A 17,872-nucleotide genomic window follows, 5' to 3' on the forward strand; every position below is an offset into this window, starting at 1 on the left:
TACGTCAACACCGCGTGAGGCAGCCGGATTTCGGCCATCGGAGGGGTTTACGGCGGAGCCGGCCCCGGGCGGGCCGGGTTTCAGGCGGGTCCGGTCTCAGTGGACGGCGAGGCGGAAGGCCATCCGGCCGAAGGCGATCTGGTCGCCCTCGCGGACGACGGCGGCGCCGGTCACCCGCCGTCCGTTGACGGTGGTGCCGTTGGTGGAGCCGAGGTCCCTGAGGACCCACATGCCGCCCTGGCGGCGCAGCTCGGCGTGCACCCGGGAGACGGTCTCGTGATTGAGCCTGAGGCCGCTCGCGGGGTCGCGGCCTATGCGCAGCGGGTGGGTGCTGTCGGGGTGCGGCAGGAGCAGCTTGGGCAGCCGCTCGGCCTGCCAGGCCCGGCGCAGCCGTACGGTGAAGCCGGAGGCCGCCTCGACGGCGCCGAACAACGCGCGCGTGAGGCGGTTCTCCTGGGGCAGGTCGGCGGTGAGGACGGCGAGTTCGTCCGAGCGGCGGGCGGCGAGCGCCAGTTCCATGCGGCGCACGAACGTGTCGTGGGACAGCCGGCCCAGGGCGACGCCGTCGCGGAGCACCCGCAGTGCCTTGTCGCGCTCCGCGTCGGACAGCCGCGCCGGATACGTGGAGAACTCGAAAGACGACGTCACGCTCGTGATTGTCGGTCAGTGAACCCCGGGTGTCCAGAAAACGGGGAAACGGCCGCCGCGCGCGTACTTCCGGCGACACCCGCCCGGAAAGCGCGGACGGGAAGGCGGGCTGATCGCGTTTTGCAGCACGATGGACGGGCTACATCACGGTGAGCAGACGAAGGGGAACCGTCCCGTGCAGTTCGAGGTGTGGGCACCGCAGGCAGACCGTGTGACGCTCCATTGCGACGGCGCCACGCGCGCGTTGGAGCGCGATCCAGGGCGGGCCGGGTGGTGGACCGGTGAGGCGGAGGCGGCGGACGGGTCGCGGTACGGGTTCGCGGTGGACGACGGTCCCGTGCTGCCCGACCCGCGTTCGCGGCGGCAGCCCGAGGGCCCGGACGGCGCGAGCGCGGTCGTCGACCACGGGCGGTACGCGTGGCGCACCGGGGCGTGGGCGGGTCGCGGGCTGCCCGGTGCGGTGCTGTACGAGCTGCACGTGGGCACGTACACCCCCGAGGGCACCCTGGACGCGGCGGCCGGGCGGCTGGAGCACCTCGTGCGGCTGGGCGTCACGCACGTCGAGTTGATGCCGCTGTGCCCCTTCCCGGGGCGGCACGGCTGGGGGTACGAGGGGGTGTCGCTGTGGGCGGTGCACGAGCCGTACGGCGGGCCCGAGGCACTGAAGCGGTTCGTCGACCGGGCGCACGAACTCGGTCTGGGCGTGGTCCTCGACGTCGTGCACAACCACCTGGGCCCGTCCGGCAACCACCTGCCCGCGTTCGGGCCGTACTTCACCGAGACGCACCACACGCCGTGGGGCGCGGCGGTCAACCTGGACGCGCCCGGGTCGGACGAGGTGCGCGCGTACTTCCTCGGCAGCGCGCTGGCCTGGCTGCGCGACTACCGGATCGACGGGCTGCGCCTGGACGCGGTGCACGCGCTGCGCGACACGCGCGCGTGCCACTTCCTGGAGGAACTGTCGGCGGCCGTGGACTGTCTGGCCGCCGAGCTGGACCGGCCGCTGTTCCTGATCGGCGAGTCCGACCTCAACGACCCGCGGGTGATCACCCCGCGCGCGGAGCACGGCCTCGGCCTGCACGCGCAGTGGAACGACGACTTCCATCACGCCCTGCACACCGCGCTGACCGGCGAGTCCCAGGGCTACTACGCCGACTTCGCGCGCGACCCCTTCGCGGCCCTCGCCAAGACGCTCACGGGCGGCTGGTTCCACGACGGGTCCTACTCCGGTTTCCGGGGCCGGCACCACGGCCGCCCGCTGGACCGTGCGCGCACGGCCGGGCACCGGCTGCTCGGCTACAGCCAGACCCATGACCAGGTCGGCAACCGGGCCCAGGGCGACCGTCTCTCGGCCGCGCTCTCCCCCGGCCTGCTGGCCTGTGCCGCCACGCTCACCCTGACCGCGCCGTTCACGCCGATGCTGTTCATGGGCGAGGAGTGGGCGGCCGGTACGCCCTGGCAGTTCTTCACCGACCACACCGATCCGGAACTCGCCCAGGCGGTGCGGCAGGGCAGGCGGCGGGAGTTCGCGGCGCACGGCTGGGCCGAGGAGGACGTGCCCGACCCGCAGGACCCGGCGACCCGGGACCGCTCGTGCCTGGACTGGTCGGAGCCCGAGCGGGAGCCCCACGCGCGCGTGCTGGCCTGGTACCGCCGGCTCGTCGCCCTGCGCCACGAGCAGCCGGACCTCACCGACCCCGATCTCGCGGACACCAAGGTGGCGTACGACGCCCGGGCCCGCTGGCTGGCCTTCCGGCGCGGGGACGTCCGGGTGATCGTCAACCTGGGCAAGGATCGGGCAGCGGTCCCGCTCGGCACCCGCCCGGCCGAGGTCCTCGCCGCGTGGGACCCGGTCGAGGCACCCGGCCGGGACGGGCTGCTCCAGGTGCCCGGGGAGTCGTGCGTGGTGCTGGCACAGGAGTGACGCGGTGCTTCACCTGCCGCCGCTGGTTTCGAGGAGGGATCTGCTCAGCGCCCACACGATGAGGAGGTCGAGGGTCATCACGATGATGGACCACACCGGGTAGTACGGAATGAACATGAACTGGGTGATCAGGCTGAGCGCCCCCATCGTGATGCCGGCCCCGTGCCCCCAGCCCCTGCCGAGCAGCACCCCCATGCCGGCGACGACGAGGCCCAGTCCGATGGCGAGGTGGAGCCAGCCCCAGGCGGTCAGGTCGAACCGGTAGACGTACCGGGGCGAGGAGAACAGGGTGTCCTGTGCGATGCCGGTCACGCCCAGCAGGATGCTGAGCGGGCCGCTCAGCATCAGCGTCGCTCCGGCGAACAGGGGCAGCCCGGTGATCATCGCGCCGCTGTCGTACCGGTCCCGCCCCTGCCGCACCTTGTCTGGCGTCGCTGCCATGGCCTTCGCCTTTCTGTCCGGCGCGGTCGCCGACGCACACCGCCCGTGCGGGGCCGGCCACGCTCCCTGCCAGCCTCACCCGAATCCGCCGGCGTCGCGACCGCAGCCCGGCACGCGCGGGCGGACCACGGACTTCTACGCCCCCTCTTCCTCCCCGTCCTCCCTGAACTCCGTCACCCGCTCCAGCAGGATCGCCTCCCAGGCGCGCCGCAGCTGGGTCCTCAGGAGCGGGAGGGGGGCGGTGTCGCGGGCCTCGACGCGGTCGGTGAGGCGGATGACGGTGTCGCAGCGGGCGAGCCACAGGCCGCGCAGGCAGGGGCGGGCGCTGTATCCGGCGAGGGTGGCGGCGCGGACGGCGGCGGGCGAGCCGACGGCGAGGGCGAGGGAGGCGATGTCCTCGGCCGGGTCGCCGACGACGGCGCCGGTCCAGTCGAGGATGCCGCGCACCCGCCCGTCCGCGCTGATCACGAGGTGCTCACCCCTGAGGTCGTGGTGGACCAGGACCGCCGTACCGGGCTGCGCGGCGAGCTGGGCCGCGGCGGGCGGGGCCAGCTGGGCCATCCGGGCCGGATCGAACTCGTCGGCGGCGCCGAGGCGTTCGGCCGCGTGCGCGGCCATCCGGCGCAGTGCCTCCAGGGAGCGCGGGGCGGTGCGCGGGACGCCGAGTGTCTCGGCCTGCCGTACGGGCACCTCGCGCAGCCCGGTGAGCAGCCCGGCCAGGTCGGCCTCGCCGACGGCGGAGACGTCGTGCTCCTCCCCCGTGCCGCCGGGCACCTTGGTGTCGAGCGTGTAGGTGAGGCCGGGCGCCCACTCGCCGTGGGCGACGCTGGTGGGGACGGCGACGGGCAGATGCGGGCGTACGAGGTCGCGCAGGCGCAGCTCGCGGCGCTGGCGGACGGCGGCCTCGCGGTCGGGGGCGAGGCGCAGCACGTGGCGGGCACCGACCCACCAGGTGGAGTGCTCACCGCCCTCGGCGACGGGCCGCACGTCGGGCCCGGAGGCTCCCTCCGCGCTCTCCTTGAGCAGCGAACGGACCAGTCGGCGGACGGTGTCCGCGGTGGGTGTCGGTGCCTGGGTCATGGTCGCGCCGTCGTCGTCCCGGGATCTGTCGATGGGTACCCGCTGTGTTCTCTCGGTCCACGTTCTCTCAGTCCACCATGACCATCTCGCGGGTGGTGTTGTTGAGGCGGCGGCCACCGTCCTCGGTGACCGTGACGATGTCCTCGATCCGCACCCCGAAGCGGCCGGGCAGATAGATGCCGGGTTCCACGGAGAAGCACATGCCGGGCACGAGGGGCTGTTCCTCGCCCTCGATCATGTAGGGCGGCTCGTGCGTGGTCACGCCGATGCCGTGGCCGGTGCGGTGGATGAAGTACTCGCCGTATCCCGCCTCGGTGATCACGGCGCGGGCGGCCCGGTCGACGTCCTGGCAGGGGATGCCGGGCCGCACCGCGCGGAAGCCGGCCTCCTGGGCGGCGCGCACGACGTCGTGGACCCTGCGTTCCTCGTCGGTGGGCTCGCCGACGTGGACGGTGCGGGTGGTGTCGGAGCCGTAGCCGTCCTTCAGGCCGCCGAAGTCGAGGACGACCATGTCGCCGCGCTGGATGACGCGGTCGCCGACCTCGTGGTGCGGGTTGGCGCCGTTCGGGCCGGAGCCGACGATGGTGAAGTCGACCTGGGAGTGTCCGTGCCGGCGCAGCAGGCCGGCGAGGTCGTGGCCGACGTCGGACTCCCGGCGGCCGGCGAAGGGCACCTGGCGGATCTCCTCGAACGTCGCGTCGGCGGCCGCCCCGGCCGCCGCCAGCAGTTCCAGTTCGGCCGTGTCCTTGACGGCGCGGAGCATGGGCAGGGCGTCGGTGAGGGCGGCGCAGGAGGTGCCGGGCAGTGTCCTCTGCAGGCCGAGCAGGTGCAGGGCCCAGGTGTTGTCGCTGATGCCGAAGCGGCCGCCGTTCGGGAGGAGGCCCGCGGTGACGGCGTACGGGTCCTTGCCGTCGGTCCAGTCCCGCAGGGTCAGGGCGGCGGCGCCGGGTGCCTTCTGGGCGTCCGGGGCCTCCAGCGTGGGCACGACGAGCACGGGGTCCCGGCCGGGGGCGAGGACGAGCACGGTGAGCCGTTCGGTGACCGCGGTGGGCGCGTAGCCGGTGAGCCACACCAGGTCCGGGCCGGGCGCCACGAGCAGCGCGGCCAGCCCGGCGTCGGCGGCGGCGCGCGCGGCGCGCTCCATGCGGGCCCTGTAGTCGTCGGCGGTGAAGGGCGCGGGCGTACTACCGGTCATCCGGGCCTCCGTGAACGCGGGAACCTGCTGGGCATGGGACCACGGGAGCATCCTGCCCGGACCCGGAGGGCGACGCGAGCCGGTTACGGGGTCCCGCGGGCGAAGCGGCGTGCCCTTCCGCGCCGAATTCGAACGAGCGCTCGCTCCTCGCCCGTCAGTCGTGGTGCGCCGCCGGGGCGGCCACCTCGCCGGAAGGGGGCCGACTGCGCTGTCCGCCTGGCCGCCGTCGGCCGCCGGAGCATGCCGCTGGGGCCCGTACGGGCGCTCACGTGACCACTCCCGGTACGGCGGTCAGCTGCTGAGAGCCGCCGCCGCGGTGGCGCACCGTGAGGGTGACCCGGGCGCCGGGCCGCATCACGGCGACGGCCCGGACGAGATCGGCGGCCGTGCCGACACGGGTCTTGCCGACCTGGAGGAGTACGTCGCCGCGCACCAGGCCGGCCGCGTACCCCGGGCCGGGGACGTGGACGCCGACGACCAGCGCGCCCGCCTTCCCGGCGTCCATGACCTCCAGGCCGAGGGTGGCGGCGGGCACCGCCCGGGCGGGGCCCTGGGCGGCCGAACTCGCGGCCGGGGCCGGGTGGCCGGGCGGTGGTGCCTGGCGCCGCGGTTCGGCGAGCCTGCCCATGCCGATCGCGGTGGTGCCGGCCGTGCCGAGCCCGACGCCGGACAGCACCAGGACGGCGCCGGTGAACAGGCCCAACAGCACGGTCCGCGGTGGCCGGCCGCGCCGGCGCGTGGCGTGCGGGCGCCGCGTGGGCTCGCTGGGGCCGCCGTCCCGCCGTTCCTGGCCCGGTTCCTGGCCCCAGTTCTGGCCCGGGATCGGCTTGGGACGCAGCGCAGTCTGTTCCATGGATCGCCTCCGGCTGGTGTGCTCCCAGGCGCACTACCCGGCGCACCCGGGCGCGACGAGCCACGATCGAGTGAGACTGAACAGGGGGCGACGACGGGAAGTCATAGCCGTCGCGGTGCGTCAACCCTTCCCGTCAGCCCCTTCCGGTCAGCCGCTCCACCAGCACGGCCGCCGCTCCCCGCGGCGCCCCGGCGTACAGGAGTTCCGTGCGGTGCACGAACCGTGGCTCGGTCAGCGGACGGCCACCGCGCCCGGCACTCCGTCGGCCGCCGCGCGCGGCAGCAGCATCAGTCCGTGATCGGTTCCGGGCGCACGGTCGAGCGGTACTTCTGCGCGTACGGCCCCTCCCGTCACCTCGACACGCTGCGCGCGCACGGTCTGCGCTTCGCCGGCCGGGACGAGGACGGCCACGTCCGGATGGCCGAACTCCCGGCACAGGAACACCCGTTCTTCCTGGCGACGCTCTTCCAGCCGGAGCTGTCCGGCGACGGCTCGCACCCGCACCCGGTGATCCGGGCGCTGGCACGGGCCGCCACCGAGCACGCGGCGGACCGTGTGCGGCAGTTCAGCTGACGGGCGGCTCAGCTGACGGGCAGGGCGGGCGCCGGGGGCCGGTCCGGGAGGAAGCCGTGGGCGCGGCGGGCCAGGTAGCCGGCCTTGTACCGGTCGACGGCCCGATGCCAGTTCAGGATCCCGGCCAGCCAGTTGCGCAGGTCGGCGACATAGCCGTCCATGACCTCACGCGCCTCGGCCGTGAGCCGGAAGTCCTCGTACACGATGGGCAGTTCATGCGCCACGACGTGTTCGAACTGCTGCATCCGCTGGGTCATCAGGTCGTGCACGACCCCGAGCGCGGCCGGGTAGTCGGCGCCGAAGAAGTTCTGCACGACGAGGACGGCGTTGTGGATCTCGCCCTCGTACTCGATCTCCTTCTGGTACGAGAAGACGTCGTTGACGAGGCAGGCGTAGTCGATGGCGGCGTTCTCCAGCGAGCGGACCGGGCCGCTGCGGTACACCTCCGGCGGGATCGCCGGGCCGTGTCCCCTGCGGCACAGGCTCAGGGTGAGGTCGGAACCGAAGGTGGCCCGCCGCATCTCCAGGTAGTCGACCGGGTCGGGGACGCGGTTCTGGAGCTGGTTGGACAGTTCCCACAGCCAGCTCTCGGTCATCGTGTCGACGGCCCTCTTCAGGGCGCGCCGCTCATCGGGGGACATCTCCGCGGTCGTGCGCGCCCACAGGTCCATCAGCCCGCGCTCCAGGGCGCCGGCCGGGACGGGGACCGGCTCGCCCGCGACGGGCATGCAGGCCGACAGCCGGGCCGTGGTGAGCCGGGCGGTGGCCAGGTCCCGGCGGTTGCCGTACACCAGCGGGTAGTAGTCGTCGCCGTACGTCCCCCAGGCGAGCCACTGGGAGCTGAGGTCGAGCGCCTCGGGGGTGGCGTCGGGGTCCAGGCCGGCCGCGCAGAGCGGCAGGTCACAGGCGGCGAGCTTGTCCTCGTCCCAGACGCCCTCCTCGAGGATGCCCATCCGGTGCGCCCAGGCGGTCAGTCCGGTGCGGGCCCCTTCCAGGTGCGGGCTCAGCTCCAGCGGGAAGGGCATGTGGAAGTCGGGCAGCAGGGACGGGCCGACCTTCTGGAACGGCACATGCGCGTACGCGCGCAGGCGTTCTGACGCCGCCGCGGCGAGCAGGGCGCCGACGTCGGCGGCCGAGGTGCCCGGTCCGGTCAGGCCGTGCCAGGGCGCGGCGGAGGTGGCGCCCGCGTTCATGTACCGGCTGGAGCGCAGGTGCCATTCGTGGCCGCCGGACTGCCAGTCCTGGAGTCCCTTGGTGTAGGCCGCCACCGCCGCGACCTCGCCCGGGGTGAGGCCCTTGTCCAGGGCGAGGGCGGGCACTTCGGTGAGCGCGGTGTGCTCGAACTGGTGGAGCCGGGAGGTGAGGATGTCGTTGACGGTGTCGGCGGCCTCCTGGGTGGTGCAGCCGAAGAAGGTCTCCAGGACCAGCACGCCGTTGCTGTTCTCCCCTTCGTCCTCGACCTCCCGCTGGTAGGAGAACAGGTCGTTGCGCAGGTGGACGGCGTCGGCGAAGGTCTCCATGAGCACCCGCAGCGGCCTCGACCCGGCGGCGGACGCGGGCACTTCGGCGGTCGCGTACTCGACGAGCCCAGCCGACCAGGGGGCGCCGCCGACCTTGCGGCGCATCTCGATGTACTCGACGGGGTTGGCGATCCGCCCCTCGTCGATGTTGGACAGCTCCCACAGGGACTCGTTCAGCAGATGCTCGGTGGCCACGGCGAACCGCCTGCGCCAGGCTGCCGACATCGAGGGCACCGTGCGCGCCCAGAGGTCGGCGAGGCCCGCCTCGACCGGGTTCTCCGGCTCGGGTACGGCGGCCCCGGGGTCCGGCGGCATGAACAGCGGCAGGCGGTCGAGGTGCGCCTTGCCGGCGGCGCGGTCCGGGGTGCGCTTGTACATGTCCAGGAAGTGGTCGTCGAAGAAGAACACCCACACGTACCAGTCGGTGATCAGTGAGAGCGCCGGGCCGTCGCAGTCGGGGTGGGTGTAGGCGCACAGGAGCCCGTAGTTGTGCGCCTCGAGGTCGGCCTGCTCCCAGATCCCGGACCCCTCCAGCATGCCCATCTCGCGCGCCCACGCGGTCGAGTGGGCGCGCGCCTCGTCGACGTGCGGGTTCAGCCGCGCGGGGTACGGCATGTAGAAGTGCGGGAGTTCGAACGGCTGCGTCATGGCCGGGGCCTACCCGGGGGCCCCAACGGGCATCCGGGAGGCGGCACATGATCACACCATCGCGTGAAGGACGGGGGAACCGGGAACTTGGCCGACCTGGATCAGCGCGTGCGTGCCCCCGGTGCGCCAGCGCTGTTCCTCCGCGGCGACCAGGGCGGCCTCGGTGTCCGCGTCCAGGCCGGTGATCACGTCGGACTTCAGCGTGCGCAGGGCGGCGACCGGGCCCGGGAAGTACGCGGTGACGTCCTGGAAGGGCGTGGTCGGCGGCCACCGCCGGTCGCCGACCAGGCGCCGGTAGTTGAGGTCGCCCTTGACGACGGTCAGGGTCGCGGCGGCGAACTCGGCACGCAGGTCGTCCGGCATGTCCGCGTACGGCAGCGGGGCGCAGGAGAAGGGGTGGGCGCGCACCGAGAGCCGCCCGTCGGCCATGGCCGCCCACAGCCGCCGCCCGTGTACGGCCGCCGCGCCCGGCGCCGAGGTGAGCCGGCGCAGGGCGTCCACCACGTCGGCGGTCGTGGCGTCGGAAACGTAGTACGGGTAGGGCTTGACGTGCAGGACGGCCCGTGTGACATCGCCTTCGGCGAGGAGGTGGGCGATCAGGAGCAGGTCGGGGACGAGTTCCCGGCCGGCGTTGTCCGCGACCAGGCAGAGCGTGCCCGTACCGGAGGAGGGCAGCAGGGACCACAGGGCTTCGCTGTCGTCGGCCACCAGGGCGGGGACGGCTTCCTGGGTCCCGGCGCCCGCGGCGGAGAGGCGGAAGCCGAGGTCGGCGCGGTTGCCCCAGAGCGAGCCGTGCAGCAGGGCGCGGGCCCGTTCACCGGCCGGCAGGTCTTCGAGGGCATCGAGCGCGGCCAGTTCCTCGGCCGTCTCCCCGGAGTCGAGTTCGGCGCGCTTGAAGGGCCGGAAGGGGTCGATGCCCGCCCAGGGTCCGGAGCCGAAGTAGCCGACGGCGTCGAGGAGCCGGCGGTAGAAGTGGCTCTCCGACCACAGCCAGGGCACGTCGAACCAGGAACGGCCGGTCCAGGTGTCCGCGCCCCAGGCACGCCACCGGTCGCGGTCGGGCGCGTCGGCGGGCAGCGGTTCGATGACGCCCTCGGCGCAGCTCTTCAGCAGCGCGTCCAGCGCGCGGTGCTGCTCGGGGCCGTACGGGAAGGCCTCGCGTACCTGTCGGATGATCGCGGGATGCCGCTCGGCCAGCACGCTCCGCGGGAAGGAGCCGGGTTCGTCACCGAGAATCACGGGGGCGGCGGGGGTGTCGGGCATGGGCGCCACCGTACCCCGCGGATCAGGCGGTCCTGGTTTCCCGTTCCAGCTGTGTGGCGAGGGTCAGATAGCGGGCGCGCCTGGGTACCGGCACCATTCCCCGGATCATCAGGTGCCACATCTCGGCGACCCTGCGGGGCAGCCGTCCGTCGGGGTCGAGGGAGCGGCCGGCGACCCGGGTGCCGACGAAGAAGTACACCAGGGAGTGGGCGGCGGCGTCCACGTCGATGTCCGGGTGCAGATCGGATTCCCTGACCGCGCCGAGGAGTTTGCGGGTGGAGAGGTCCAGCCACTCCGAGAACGGGTGCTTCAGCGGCGGCCGGACGGCCACGTCCGCGGTGGCCAGGCGGAGTCCCGCGCGGGGAATCGGGTCCTCGACCGCGAGCCGGGCGACCCCGAACGTGGCGCGGATCAGGAACTCCAGCGAGGAGCAGCCGCGGCTCTCCACCTCCCTCGCCACCTGCCGCGACGCCTGGGCCTGCAACTCCATGATGGCGCGCGCCAGATCCTCCTTGGCGGCGAAGTGGAAGTAGAGGGCGCCCTTGGTGACCCGGGCGTGCTCGACGATGTCGCTCAGACTGGTCGATTCGTAGCCGTGACGGTCGAACAGGTCGGCCGCGGCGGTGATGATCGTCGCCCGGGTTTGCTCGGCGCGTAACTGCCTCGCCATCTACGGGACACTCCTTGAAGTCAGAAACGTACGGGGCGTGCCGTTTGTTTTTTACCCCCCGCACACGATAACTCACCCTGCGGCAGCAGAGCAGATATGTGCAGACTCGGTGACCGGCCCGTGCAAGCCCTGAAAGCGGCCATCCGGCGCCTGTGAAGGTCAATAACCGGACGATGTCAATTGCGGCCCCTCCCTAGGCTTTTGCCGTCATCCGGAGGACTGGGCGAACGACCGGGCCCCCGCGCCCGTGATCTCCACGATACGAGGAGGTCGGGCGGTTCTCAATGGGACCTCAAACGGACGGGCCGGTCGGTGCGTGCACACACCGACCGGCCCTGTAGGGCGGCGGATCGTTACCCGACGGGGCGAACTGAACGCCGGCGGCCCGTTTCCCGTACTGCACGGGACATACCCGTTGCCGCGCCGGCCGAGGAGACGTCCTGCGATGAGTCGGATGACCGCACACCTGAGGGTCACGGGAGCCGCCGTGGCGGCCTCTGCCCTGCTGTCGCTGTGCGCGGCGGGGCCGGCCCTGGCGCACGGCGCGCCGACGGATCCGGTCAGCCGGGTCTACGCCTGCTCCCCCGACGGCGGCGCGGCCCGCTCGGCGGCGTGCCGGGCGGCTGTCAACGCCAACGGGGCGCCCTTCACGATGTGGGACAACCTGCGGGTGGCGGGCGTGGGCGGCCGGGACCGGCAGGTGATCGCGGACGGGAAGCTGTGCAGCGGCGGCCTGGCCGCCTACAAGGGCCTCGACCTGGCCCGTACGGACTGGCCGTCGACCCGGCTGACCCCGGGCGCCGGGCTGACGACGACGTACGCCTCGACGATCCCGCACGCCGGCACGTTCAAGCTCTATCTGACCAAGCCCGGCTACGACCCGTCCAAGCCGCTGACCTGGTCCGACCTGCCCTCGAAGCCCTTCGCCCAGGTCACGGACCCGGCGCTGACCAACGGCGCGTACCACATCGGGGCCAAGCTGCCGTCGGACCGGACGGGGCGGCACGTGCTCTTCACGATCTGGCAGAACACCAGTACGCCGGACACCTATTACTCGTGCTCCGACGTGGTGTTCCCGAAGGCGAAGGCGGGCAAGGCCGCCACCTCGCCGCCCTCGGCTCCGGCTTCGGCCGGCGCGCCGACCGGGAAGGCGACCCGGTCGCCGGCCGGCGCTTCCGGCCGGCCGACGGCCACGAGGACGGCCGGAGAGACGGCCGCGGCGGCATCCGGCAAGGAGACGAGCGCCTCCCGGACCGAGGGCACCGCCGCCGACAGCACCCCGGTGGCCTCCACCACCGACGCCGGCTCCGGGCCCTCCGCGCCGCTACTGGCGGGCGGCGCCGCCGCGGTGTTGGTGCTCACCGGGGGCGCCGCCTTGGTTGTGCGTCTGCGTCGGCGCTGAACGCCTCGGCTGTCTGAGCTCAGTTGACGAAGACCGGGGCACCCGCGTCGGTGACGGCGGCGTACTTCGCGGTGAAGTAGCCGCTGGAGAAGCAGAGCGAGGAACCGGAGGTCTTCGTGAACTGCTGGTTGGTGAAGTTGATGCTGTTGTCGCTGTTGTCGGAGGTACCGGTCAGGCTGGGCGCCTGGTAGACGCAGGTGATGGAGCCCAGCAGCGTCTTCAGCTTGACGGTGGTCTGGATGGTCGAGCCGCTCGCCGGGGTCACGGTGAGCGAGCCGCCGGAGGCCACGGTGGTGGTGTAGGGCAGGTTGTCGACCGTGATGCTGCTGACGCCGGTGACGCCGAGGACGTTGCTGGTGCAGCTGCTGGCGTCGAAGGTCTGCGCGCCGGCCGACTCGGTGGCCGTGCCGGGCGCGGCCGGGTTGTCCTTGACGGTGGCCGTGAACTGCGACGACGTGCACTTGACGCCGCTGGTGCCGGTCGCGCTGGAGTAGAGCGTGGCGGAGGTGCCGCTCGCCAGCGGTGCGGTGAGGACGTCACCGACCGCGACCGCCGTGCCGCCGGCGCTGCCGGTGGTGAGCACGGCGGTGCCGTCCGCGGAGGCGGGGACGGCGGCCAGCGGGAGCGCGAGGGCGGCGACGGCTCCGGCGAGGGTGACGAGGGTACGGGTGCGCATGAGGGTGCCTCTTTTCCGAGTGGGGGGCTGGTGAGGGTGAGGTGGGGGGTTGGGGGGCGCCTTGGGGCGCCGGCCGCTGCCGGTCCGTGCACGCCTTCTCCGTACGTGACGGACCGGCAGCGGCGGCTGGACACCGGCCGAGAGCCTCGGGGGGAGGCTTCCGGCCGGGCCGAATGAGGGCGGCCGGGCACGAGCCGTATGCCCCTGGGGCGGGGAAAGGCCTGTGCCGGGACCGCGCTTGCGCGGGGCGGTCTGTGTGGAGTCCCGTGCCGGGAGCACCCCTGGAGAGGACCGATGGTGCCGCACGGTGGATCCGGCGCCACGGATCCGGTTGAGCCAGGGGCAGTTGTAGACCTGAGGATCAGTCAACGTCAAGGTCGATCAAGGGAGTTACCGCTCTTGAAAGGAGACGACGCATAATCGACACTCTTTTTTCACAACTCCCTTGACCCCTCATGTAACCCCCGGTAACTTCCTGGGCGGCTACTGCTGCGTAACGTGAAAGCCCTTGCAATCGCCGGGAGTGCGAGGAGGCGTGCGCGGCAGTCGATGTCCGCGCCAGGACAACGCGCCACAAGCCCGACCCGCATGACTATGCCCATGGGAGCAGACATGGCCTCGTCCCCGGACCTCTCGTCCGACGACAACACCCCCGAGAACCCCGAAAGCGGTTCCGCGACCAGACGCGGGCGGGTCCGGCTGCGCCGGGCCGCGGTGATGGCGGTCCCCGCCGCCGCGGTCACCGCGGGACTCGCGATCCTCACCGCGCAGGGCGCACTGGGCGTCCAGTTCGCCATCTCCGGCATGCCGTTCGTGGTCAAGGCCGACCGGCTCGACGGCACGGGGTTCGCCCAGTACGGCGGCCTGGACAACATGATCGAGAACAGCCCCAACGCCGGCGACACCGGCGGTCAGGAGCTGGTCGTCACCTCGGTGGTGAAGAACGGCACGCTCACCAACATGTGCCAGAGCGTCGACCTCGGCGGCATCCAGCTCGTCCTCACGGCGGGCACCGGGTCCAAGCCGGTGAAGGTGTCGAACCTGTCGATCGACTCCGACGACATCACGGGCAACGCCTCCTTCAAGAACATCGAGATCGGCCGCGACGCCAGCACCCTCGACAAGGTCGACCAGAAGGGCCCCGCGGGCGTCTACAGCCAGCAGGCCGACAAGGTCACCATCACGCACCTGTACCAGCGCAACTACGCGGCCACCGCGGCCGTCTTCAAGCTGCCCAACCTGCACATGAAGTTCTCCAGCGACGGCTGCCCGTGATGGACCGGGACCGCTTCAGGGCGTGGAGAGGAGGCCGTCCGTTCGTGGGCGGCCTGCTGCTCGTGCTGGGTGGCGCCGAGATCCTGGTGACCATGAAGGCACCGCTTCCGGTGATCCTGCACGTCGGCATGCAGGGCCTGGCGGGGTATCTCCTGCCCACTCTGATGCTGATCCTCGGCCTGCTGATCCTCTTCAGCCCCGCCCAGCGCATCTTCTACTCCATCACCGGCGTCCTGCTCTCCCTGGGCAGCTGGATGACCTCCAACCTCGGCGGCTTCATCGTCGGCCTCGTCCTCGGCGTCACCGGCAGCTGCGTGACCTTCGGCTGGCTCCCGGACCAGGAACCCCGCGTGAAGCGCCGCGAGCGGAAGCAGAAGGAGCGGCAGACGCCGGCCGAGGTCGCCTGACCCCGGGGGCGGCAACGGCACAGGGACCCGGATCCTCTCGCCGGAACCTCACCGGAACTTTTCGGCCGACGCACGAGTTTCTGCGGTGTTGTAGAAGCAGTCGATTCGTACGTGCCGATCAGTCCGAGGAGTTCGCATGGCCCTGTGGGACCGCGTCAAGGAGTCCGCGTCGACGATGCAGACCCAGCTGGTGGCGAAGAAGAACGATCTGAAGAGCGGTGCCTTCCGCGACGCGAGCATGGCCATGTGCGCGCTCGTGGCGGCCGCCGACGGGACGATCGACCCGGCCGAGCGGCAGCGCGTGGCCCAGCTCATCGCCACCAACGAGGTGTTGCAGAACTTCCCCGCGGACGACCTGCGGCGCCGTTTCGAGGAGAATCTGAACAAGCTGACCACCGACTTCGCCTTCGGCAAGGTCAGCGTGCTCCAGGAGATCGCCAAGGCGAAGAAGAAGCCCGCGGAGGCGCGTGCCGTCATCCAGATCGGCATCGTCATCGGCGGTGCGGACGGGGACTTCGACAAGACCGAGCAGGCGGTGGTCCGCGAGGCGTGCTTCACCCTGGAGCTGCCGCCGCACGAGTTCGATCTCTGAGCCCTGCAAGGCGCCCCACCCGGGGGGCCGTCCGCGAGGATGGGGGCATGCTCGACGACCTCGACCGTGCCCTCGTCCACGCCCTGCACGTCGACGGGCGCGCGCCGTTCAGCCGTATCGCCACAGTGCTCGGCGTCTCCGCGCAGACGGTCGCCCGACGGTACCGGCGGCTGCGGACCGAGGCCGGGCTGCGGGTCGTCGGGCTGGCCGACCCGCACCGGGCGGGGCGGACCCAGTGGCTGGTCCGGCTCACCGCGGCGGCCCGGTCCGCGCAGCCGATCGCTCAGGCACTGGTCCGGCGGCCTGACACCTCGTGGGTGAAGCTGACCTCCGGGGGGACCGAGATCACGGCGATCATCCACGCCCCCACGGACGACACCGCCGGCAGCTCGCTGCTGTTGCGGGACATTCCACGCACCGGTGGGATCACCGCGGTGGCCGCGCACTGTGTGCTGCACACCTATCTCGGCGGGCCCGTGAACTGGCGGCCCGGCGCGCAGACGCTGGACGCCGATCAGCAGCGGGCGTTGCTCGACGGCGCGGAGGGCCGGGAGCACGGCGAAGGCGCCGAGAACGCCGATGTCGGCGATGCCCGCCGACCCGGCCCCGGGGACACGGAATTGCTGGCCGCCCTGGAGGAGGACGGGCGGGCCGCTATCGGTGAACTGGCCCGCCGTACCGGGTGGTCGCCGGCCACGGTGGCGCGGCGGCTGGCCGAACTGCGCGCCGGGGGCGGCCTGTTCTTCGACGTGGAGCTGGATGCCGGGCTCTTCGGGGTACGGACACGGGCGCTGCTGTGGATGTCGGTGCGGCCCGCGGACCTGGAGGCGGTGGCAGAGGAACTGGCGGCCCACGACGAGCTGGCCTTCGTGGCGGCCACCACCGGGCCGACGAATCTGGTGGCGCAGGCGCTGTGCCGGGACCCGGCGGACCTGCACCGGTATCTGACGCGGCGGCTGGGGGCCTTGCGGCAGATCCGTGCGCTGGAGACGAGTCCCGTGCTGCGGACGCTGAAGGCCGGCAGCCCCGCGGCTATGCCTGTGCTGTCACCCGCCGGCTCGCCACCCAGCTCACGCCCACCAGTCCCACCGCCACCCAGCACGCCGCCTCGGCCGCGTGCGGCGCCGGGGCGGCGTTGAGGTAGACACTGCCCAGGACGGCGACGCCGAGGGTCGCCCCGAGTTGCTGCACCGCGTTGAGCAGGCCCGCGGCCGAACCGATCTCCTGGGGCGCGAGCGGCTTCAGGGCGAGGGTGAAGAACGCCGGGGTGAACAGGCCCGCGCCCACGCCGATGAGCGCCAGGGCGGGGAGCAGGGCTTCGGGATACGCGCCCGGCTCCGCCGCCTGGTATCCGGCGCAGGCGGCGAGCAGGCCGGTCAGCAGGACGCCGAGCCCGTACGGCATCACGCGCCGCCCGTACCGTCGTACCAGCCGCGCGCCCGCCAGCCACGACGCGACCGCCAGGCCGGCCGACCAGGGGGCCAGGCTCAGACCGGAGGCCAGCACGCCTGCGTGGGCGCCCAGCTGGAGTTGCAGGACGACCACCGTCATCAGCCCGTTCGTCACCGCGAAGAAGGACGCCGACGTGACGAGGGCGGCCGGGAAGCCCCGGCGGGCGAACAGGGTCGGCTCCAGCAGGGGACTGCGGCCGGCCGCCGCCACCCGGCGCTGGTGCAGGGCGAGGACGGCGACGAGGAGCAGGCCCGCGGACAGCATCGCCCAGCTCCGTCCCGCGAGGCGCGTGACGTCCGCGCCGATCAGCGGCTGGACGATCAGACCGGTGCCGGCCGCCGCCAGCGCCGTGCCGGCCGGGTCGAGGGCGGGGCGGCGCGGGGCACGGTTCTCCGGCAGCCGGGAGGCCAGGGCCAGCACCACCAGGGACACGGGGACGTTGACGAGGAAGGCGGCGCGCCAGGAGGACCCGAACAGGTCCGCGTGGGTCAGTACGCCGCCGAGGACGGGCCCGCAGACGGCGGCGAGGCCCATCACCGGGCCGATGCTGCCCAGGGCTCGAGAGAGCTCCTCCCCCACGAACATCGCCTTGATCAGCCCGATGGTCTGGGGAATGATCATCGCCGCCGCCGCGCCCTGCACCGCGCGGAAGGCGATCAGCACGCCCGCCGTGGGCGCCAGCGCGCAGGCCAGTGAGGCGAGCGTGAACGCCGTGACGCCGAGGACGAACAGGCGGCGCCGGCCCGCGATGTCGCCGAGCCGGCCGCCGGTGATCAGCAGCACCGCGAACGGCAGGGTGTAGGCGGCGGAGAACCACTGGATGTCCGACACCGATCCGCCCAGACCGGCGTGCACGGCGGGGGCGGCGACCTGCACGACGGTCGCGTCCAGCAGGTTCATCGCCTCGGCGAGGAGCAGGGCGGTCAGCGCGGACCAACGCCGCCGGCAGGGCGGTGGCGGCGCGACGGGGGTCTGTATGCGTTCGGTGGTCATGGAACGAGCGTCGGCGCCGGGGCGGGAGGGCTCCAGCGAGAGGCCGCGGCTGGTGGATTTCTTCCATGAGGGCCGCCCGGCACGGCGAAAACTCACAACCAGCCACAGCCGTCGAGCACGACGCGGGTGCGCCCGGCGTCCGGGGGCACCCGCGTCGCTCGGTCGGCGGGGGGGTGCCCCTATGTGTTTGGTCAAGGTCGAAGGCCAGTAGGTTCGTGTGGTCGAGGGCGGGCTGAGCCGTAGGGGTGGGCATGAGTGAT

The 17,872-nt window shown here is 72.7% G+C and carries 16 protein-coding genes and 1 pseudogene; 7 read left to right on the forward strand and 10 right to left on the reverse strand.

The window, feature by feature from the left end:
* Positions 1 to 96: 96 nt before the first annotated feature.
* Positions 97 to 648 (reverse strand): DUF1707 and FHA domain-containing protein, encoded by a 552-nt coding sequence (locus ACH45E_RS24590; RefSeq protein ID WP_361451596.1) that lies wholly within the window; start codon positions 646 to 648, stop codon positions 97 to 99.
* 175 nt (positions 649 to 823) lie between these two features.
* Between ACH45E_RS24590 and treZ the strand changes: the two genes are divergently transcribed.
* Positions 824 to 2,572: a malto-oligosyltrehalose trehalohydrolase gene (treZ, locus tag ACH45E_RS24595; protein WP_361451593.1), complete on the forward strand. Its 1,749-nt coding sequence runs from the start codon at positions 824 to 826 to the stop codon at positions 2,570 to 2,572.
* A 9-nt stretch (positions 2,573 to 2,581) separates the two neighbouring features.
* Here the strand turns inward: treZ and ACH45E_RS24600 are convergent, their stop codons facing one another.
* The 4 genes from ACH45E_RS24600 to ACH45E_RS24615 form a co-directional block, all read right to left on the reverse strand.
* Positions 2,582 to 3,013, reverse strand: a complete 432-nt coding sequence (locus ACH45E_RS24600) for a hypothetical protein (protein WP_361451590.1) — start codon at positions 3,011 to 3,013, stop codon at positions 2,582 to 2,584.
* A 135-nt stretch (positions 3,014 to 3,148) separates the two neighbouring features.
* Positions 3,149 to 4,093 (reverse strand): aminoglycoside phosphotransferase family protein, encoded by a 945-nt coding sequence (locus ACH45E_RS24605; RefSeq protein ID WP_361451587.1) that lies wholly within the window; start codon positions 4,091 to 4,093, stop codon positions 3,149 to 3,151.
* Between the two features lie 67 nt (positions 4,094 to 4,160).
* A complete protein-coding gene (locus tag ACH45E_RS24610) occupies positions 4,161 to 5,288 on the reverse strand; it encodes an aminopeptidase P family protein (RefSeq protein WP_361451584.1) in 1,128 nt (375 codons plus the stop codon).
* Between the two features lie 265 nt (positions 5,289 to 5,553).
* Positions 5,554 to 6,141, reverse strand: coding sequence for a PDZ domain-containing protein (locus ACH45E_RS24615; RefSeq protein WP_361451581.1), 588 nt, complete (start codon positions 6,139 to 6,141; stop codon positions 5,554 to 5,556).
* A gap of 288 nt (positions 6,142 to 6,429) precedes the next feature.
* Between ACH45E_RS24615 and ACH45E_RS24620 the strand changes: the two are divergent.
* A pseudogene (locus tag ACH45E_RS24620) lies at positions 6,430 to 6,714 on the forward strand (hypothetical protein); the annotation flags it as partial.
* An 8-nt stretch (positions 6,715 to 6,722) separates the two neighbouring features.
* On the opposite strand, the gene cyc2 reads toward ACH45E_RS24620, so the two are convergent.
* Genes cyc2 through ACH45E_RS24635 form a run of 3 tightly spaced genes read right to left on the reverse strand, consistent with a single transcriptional unit; the run spans position 6,723 to position 10,815 of the window.
* Entirely contained in the window at positions 6,723 to 8,882 is a 2,160-nt protein-coding gene (cyc2, locus tag ACH45E_RS24625) for a germacradienol/geosmin synthase Cyc2 (protein ID WP_361451578.1), read from the reverse strand.
* Between the two features lie 51 nt (positions 8,883 to 8,933).
* Entirely contained in the window at positions 8,934 to 10,145 is a 1,212-nt protein-coding gene (locus tag ACH45E_RS24630) for a damage-control phosphatase ARMT1 family protein (RefSeq protein ID WP_361451575.1), read from the reverse strand.
* 22 nt (positions 10,146 to 10,167) lie between these two features.
* Positions 10,168 to 10,815 carry a ScbR family autoregulator-binding transcription factor gene (locus ACH45E_RS24635; RefSeq protein ID WP_361451572.1) on the reverse strand — a complete coding sequence of 216 codons (648 nt, stop codon included), beginning with the start codon at positions 10,813 to 10,815 and terminating at the stop codon, positions 10,168 to 10,170.
* Between the two features lie 445 nt (positions 10,816 to 11,260).
* Here ACH45E_RS24635 and ACH45E_RS24640 point away from each other — a divergent pair, with 445 nt between their 5' ends.
* Positions 11,261 to 12,217: a lytic polysaccharide monooxygenase gene (locus ACH45E_RS24640; protein ID WP_361451569.1), complete on the forward strand. Its 957-nt coding sequence runs from the start codon at positions 11,261 to 11,263 to the stop codon at positions 12,215 to 12,217.
* A gap of 19 nt (positions 12,218 to 12,236) precedes the next feature.
* On the opposite strand, the gene ACH45E_RS24645 is transcribed toward ACH45E_RS24640, so the two are convergent.
* Positions 12,237 to 12,893 carry a Tat pathway signal sequence domain protein gene (locus tag ACH45E_RS24645; RefSeq protein WP_361451566.1) on the reverse strand — a complete coding sequence of 219 codons (657 nt, stop codon included), beginning with the start codon at positions 12,891 to 12,893 and terminating at the stop codon, positions 12,237 to 12,239.
* A gap of 612 nt (positions 12,894 to 13,505) precedes the next feature.
* On the opposite strand from ACH45E_RS24645, the gene ACH45E_RS24650 reads away from it, so the two are divergent.
* From ACH45E_RS24650 to ACH45E_RS24665, 4 genes are all read left to right on the forward strand, one after another.
* Positions 13,506 to 14,168, forward strand: a complete 663-nt coding sequence (locus ACH45E_RS24650; protein ID WP_361451563.1) for a DUF6230 family protein — start codon at positions 13,506 to 13,508, stop codon at positions 14,166 to 14,168.
* Entirely contained in the window at positions 14,168 to 14,575 is a 408-nt protein-coding gene (locus tag ACH45E_RS24655; RefSeq protein ID WP_361451560.1) for a DUF6114 domain-containing protein, read from the forward strand. Before ACH45E_RS24650 ends, ACH45E_RS24655 begins: the two co-directional genes overlap by 1 nt.
* A gap of 136 nt (positions 14,576 to 14,711) precedes the next feature.
* Positions 14,712 to 15,167, forward strand: coding sequence for a TerB family tellurite resistance protein (locus tag ACH45E_RS24660; protein WP_361451557.1), 456 nt, complete (start codon positions 14,712 to 14,714; stop codon positions 15,165 to 15,167).
* A 47-nt stretch (positions 15,168 to 15,214) separates the two neighbouring features.
* Positions 15,215 to 16,306 (forward strand): AsnC family transcriptional regulator, encoded by a 1,092-nt coding sequence (locus ACH45E_RS24665; RefSeq protein ID WP_361451554.1) that lies wholly within the window; start codon positions 15,215 to 15,217, stop codon positions 16,304 to 16,306.
* Here ACH45E_RS24665 and ACH45E_RS24670 read toward each other — a convergent pair.
* Positions 16,200 to 17,612 (reverse strand): MFS transporter, encoded by a 1,413-nt coding sequence (locus ACH45E_RS24670; protein ID WP_361451551.1) that lies wholly within the window; start codon positions 17,610 to 17,612, stop codon positions 16,200 to 16,202. The two genes, ACH45E_RS24665 and ACH45E_RS24670, sit on opposite strands and share 107 nt — an antisense overlap.
* Positions 17,613 to 17,872: the final 260 nt, after the last annotated feature.

Origin of the sequence: Streptomyces sp. NPDC020299 (assembly GCF_044387825.1) — a bacterium.
Classification (GTDB): domain Bacteria; phylum Actinomycetota; class Actinomycetes; order Streptomycetales; family Streptomycetaceae; genus Streptomyces.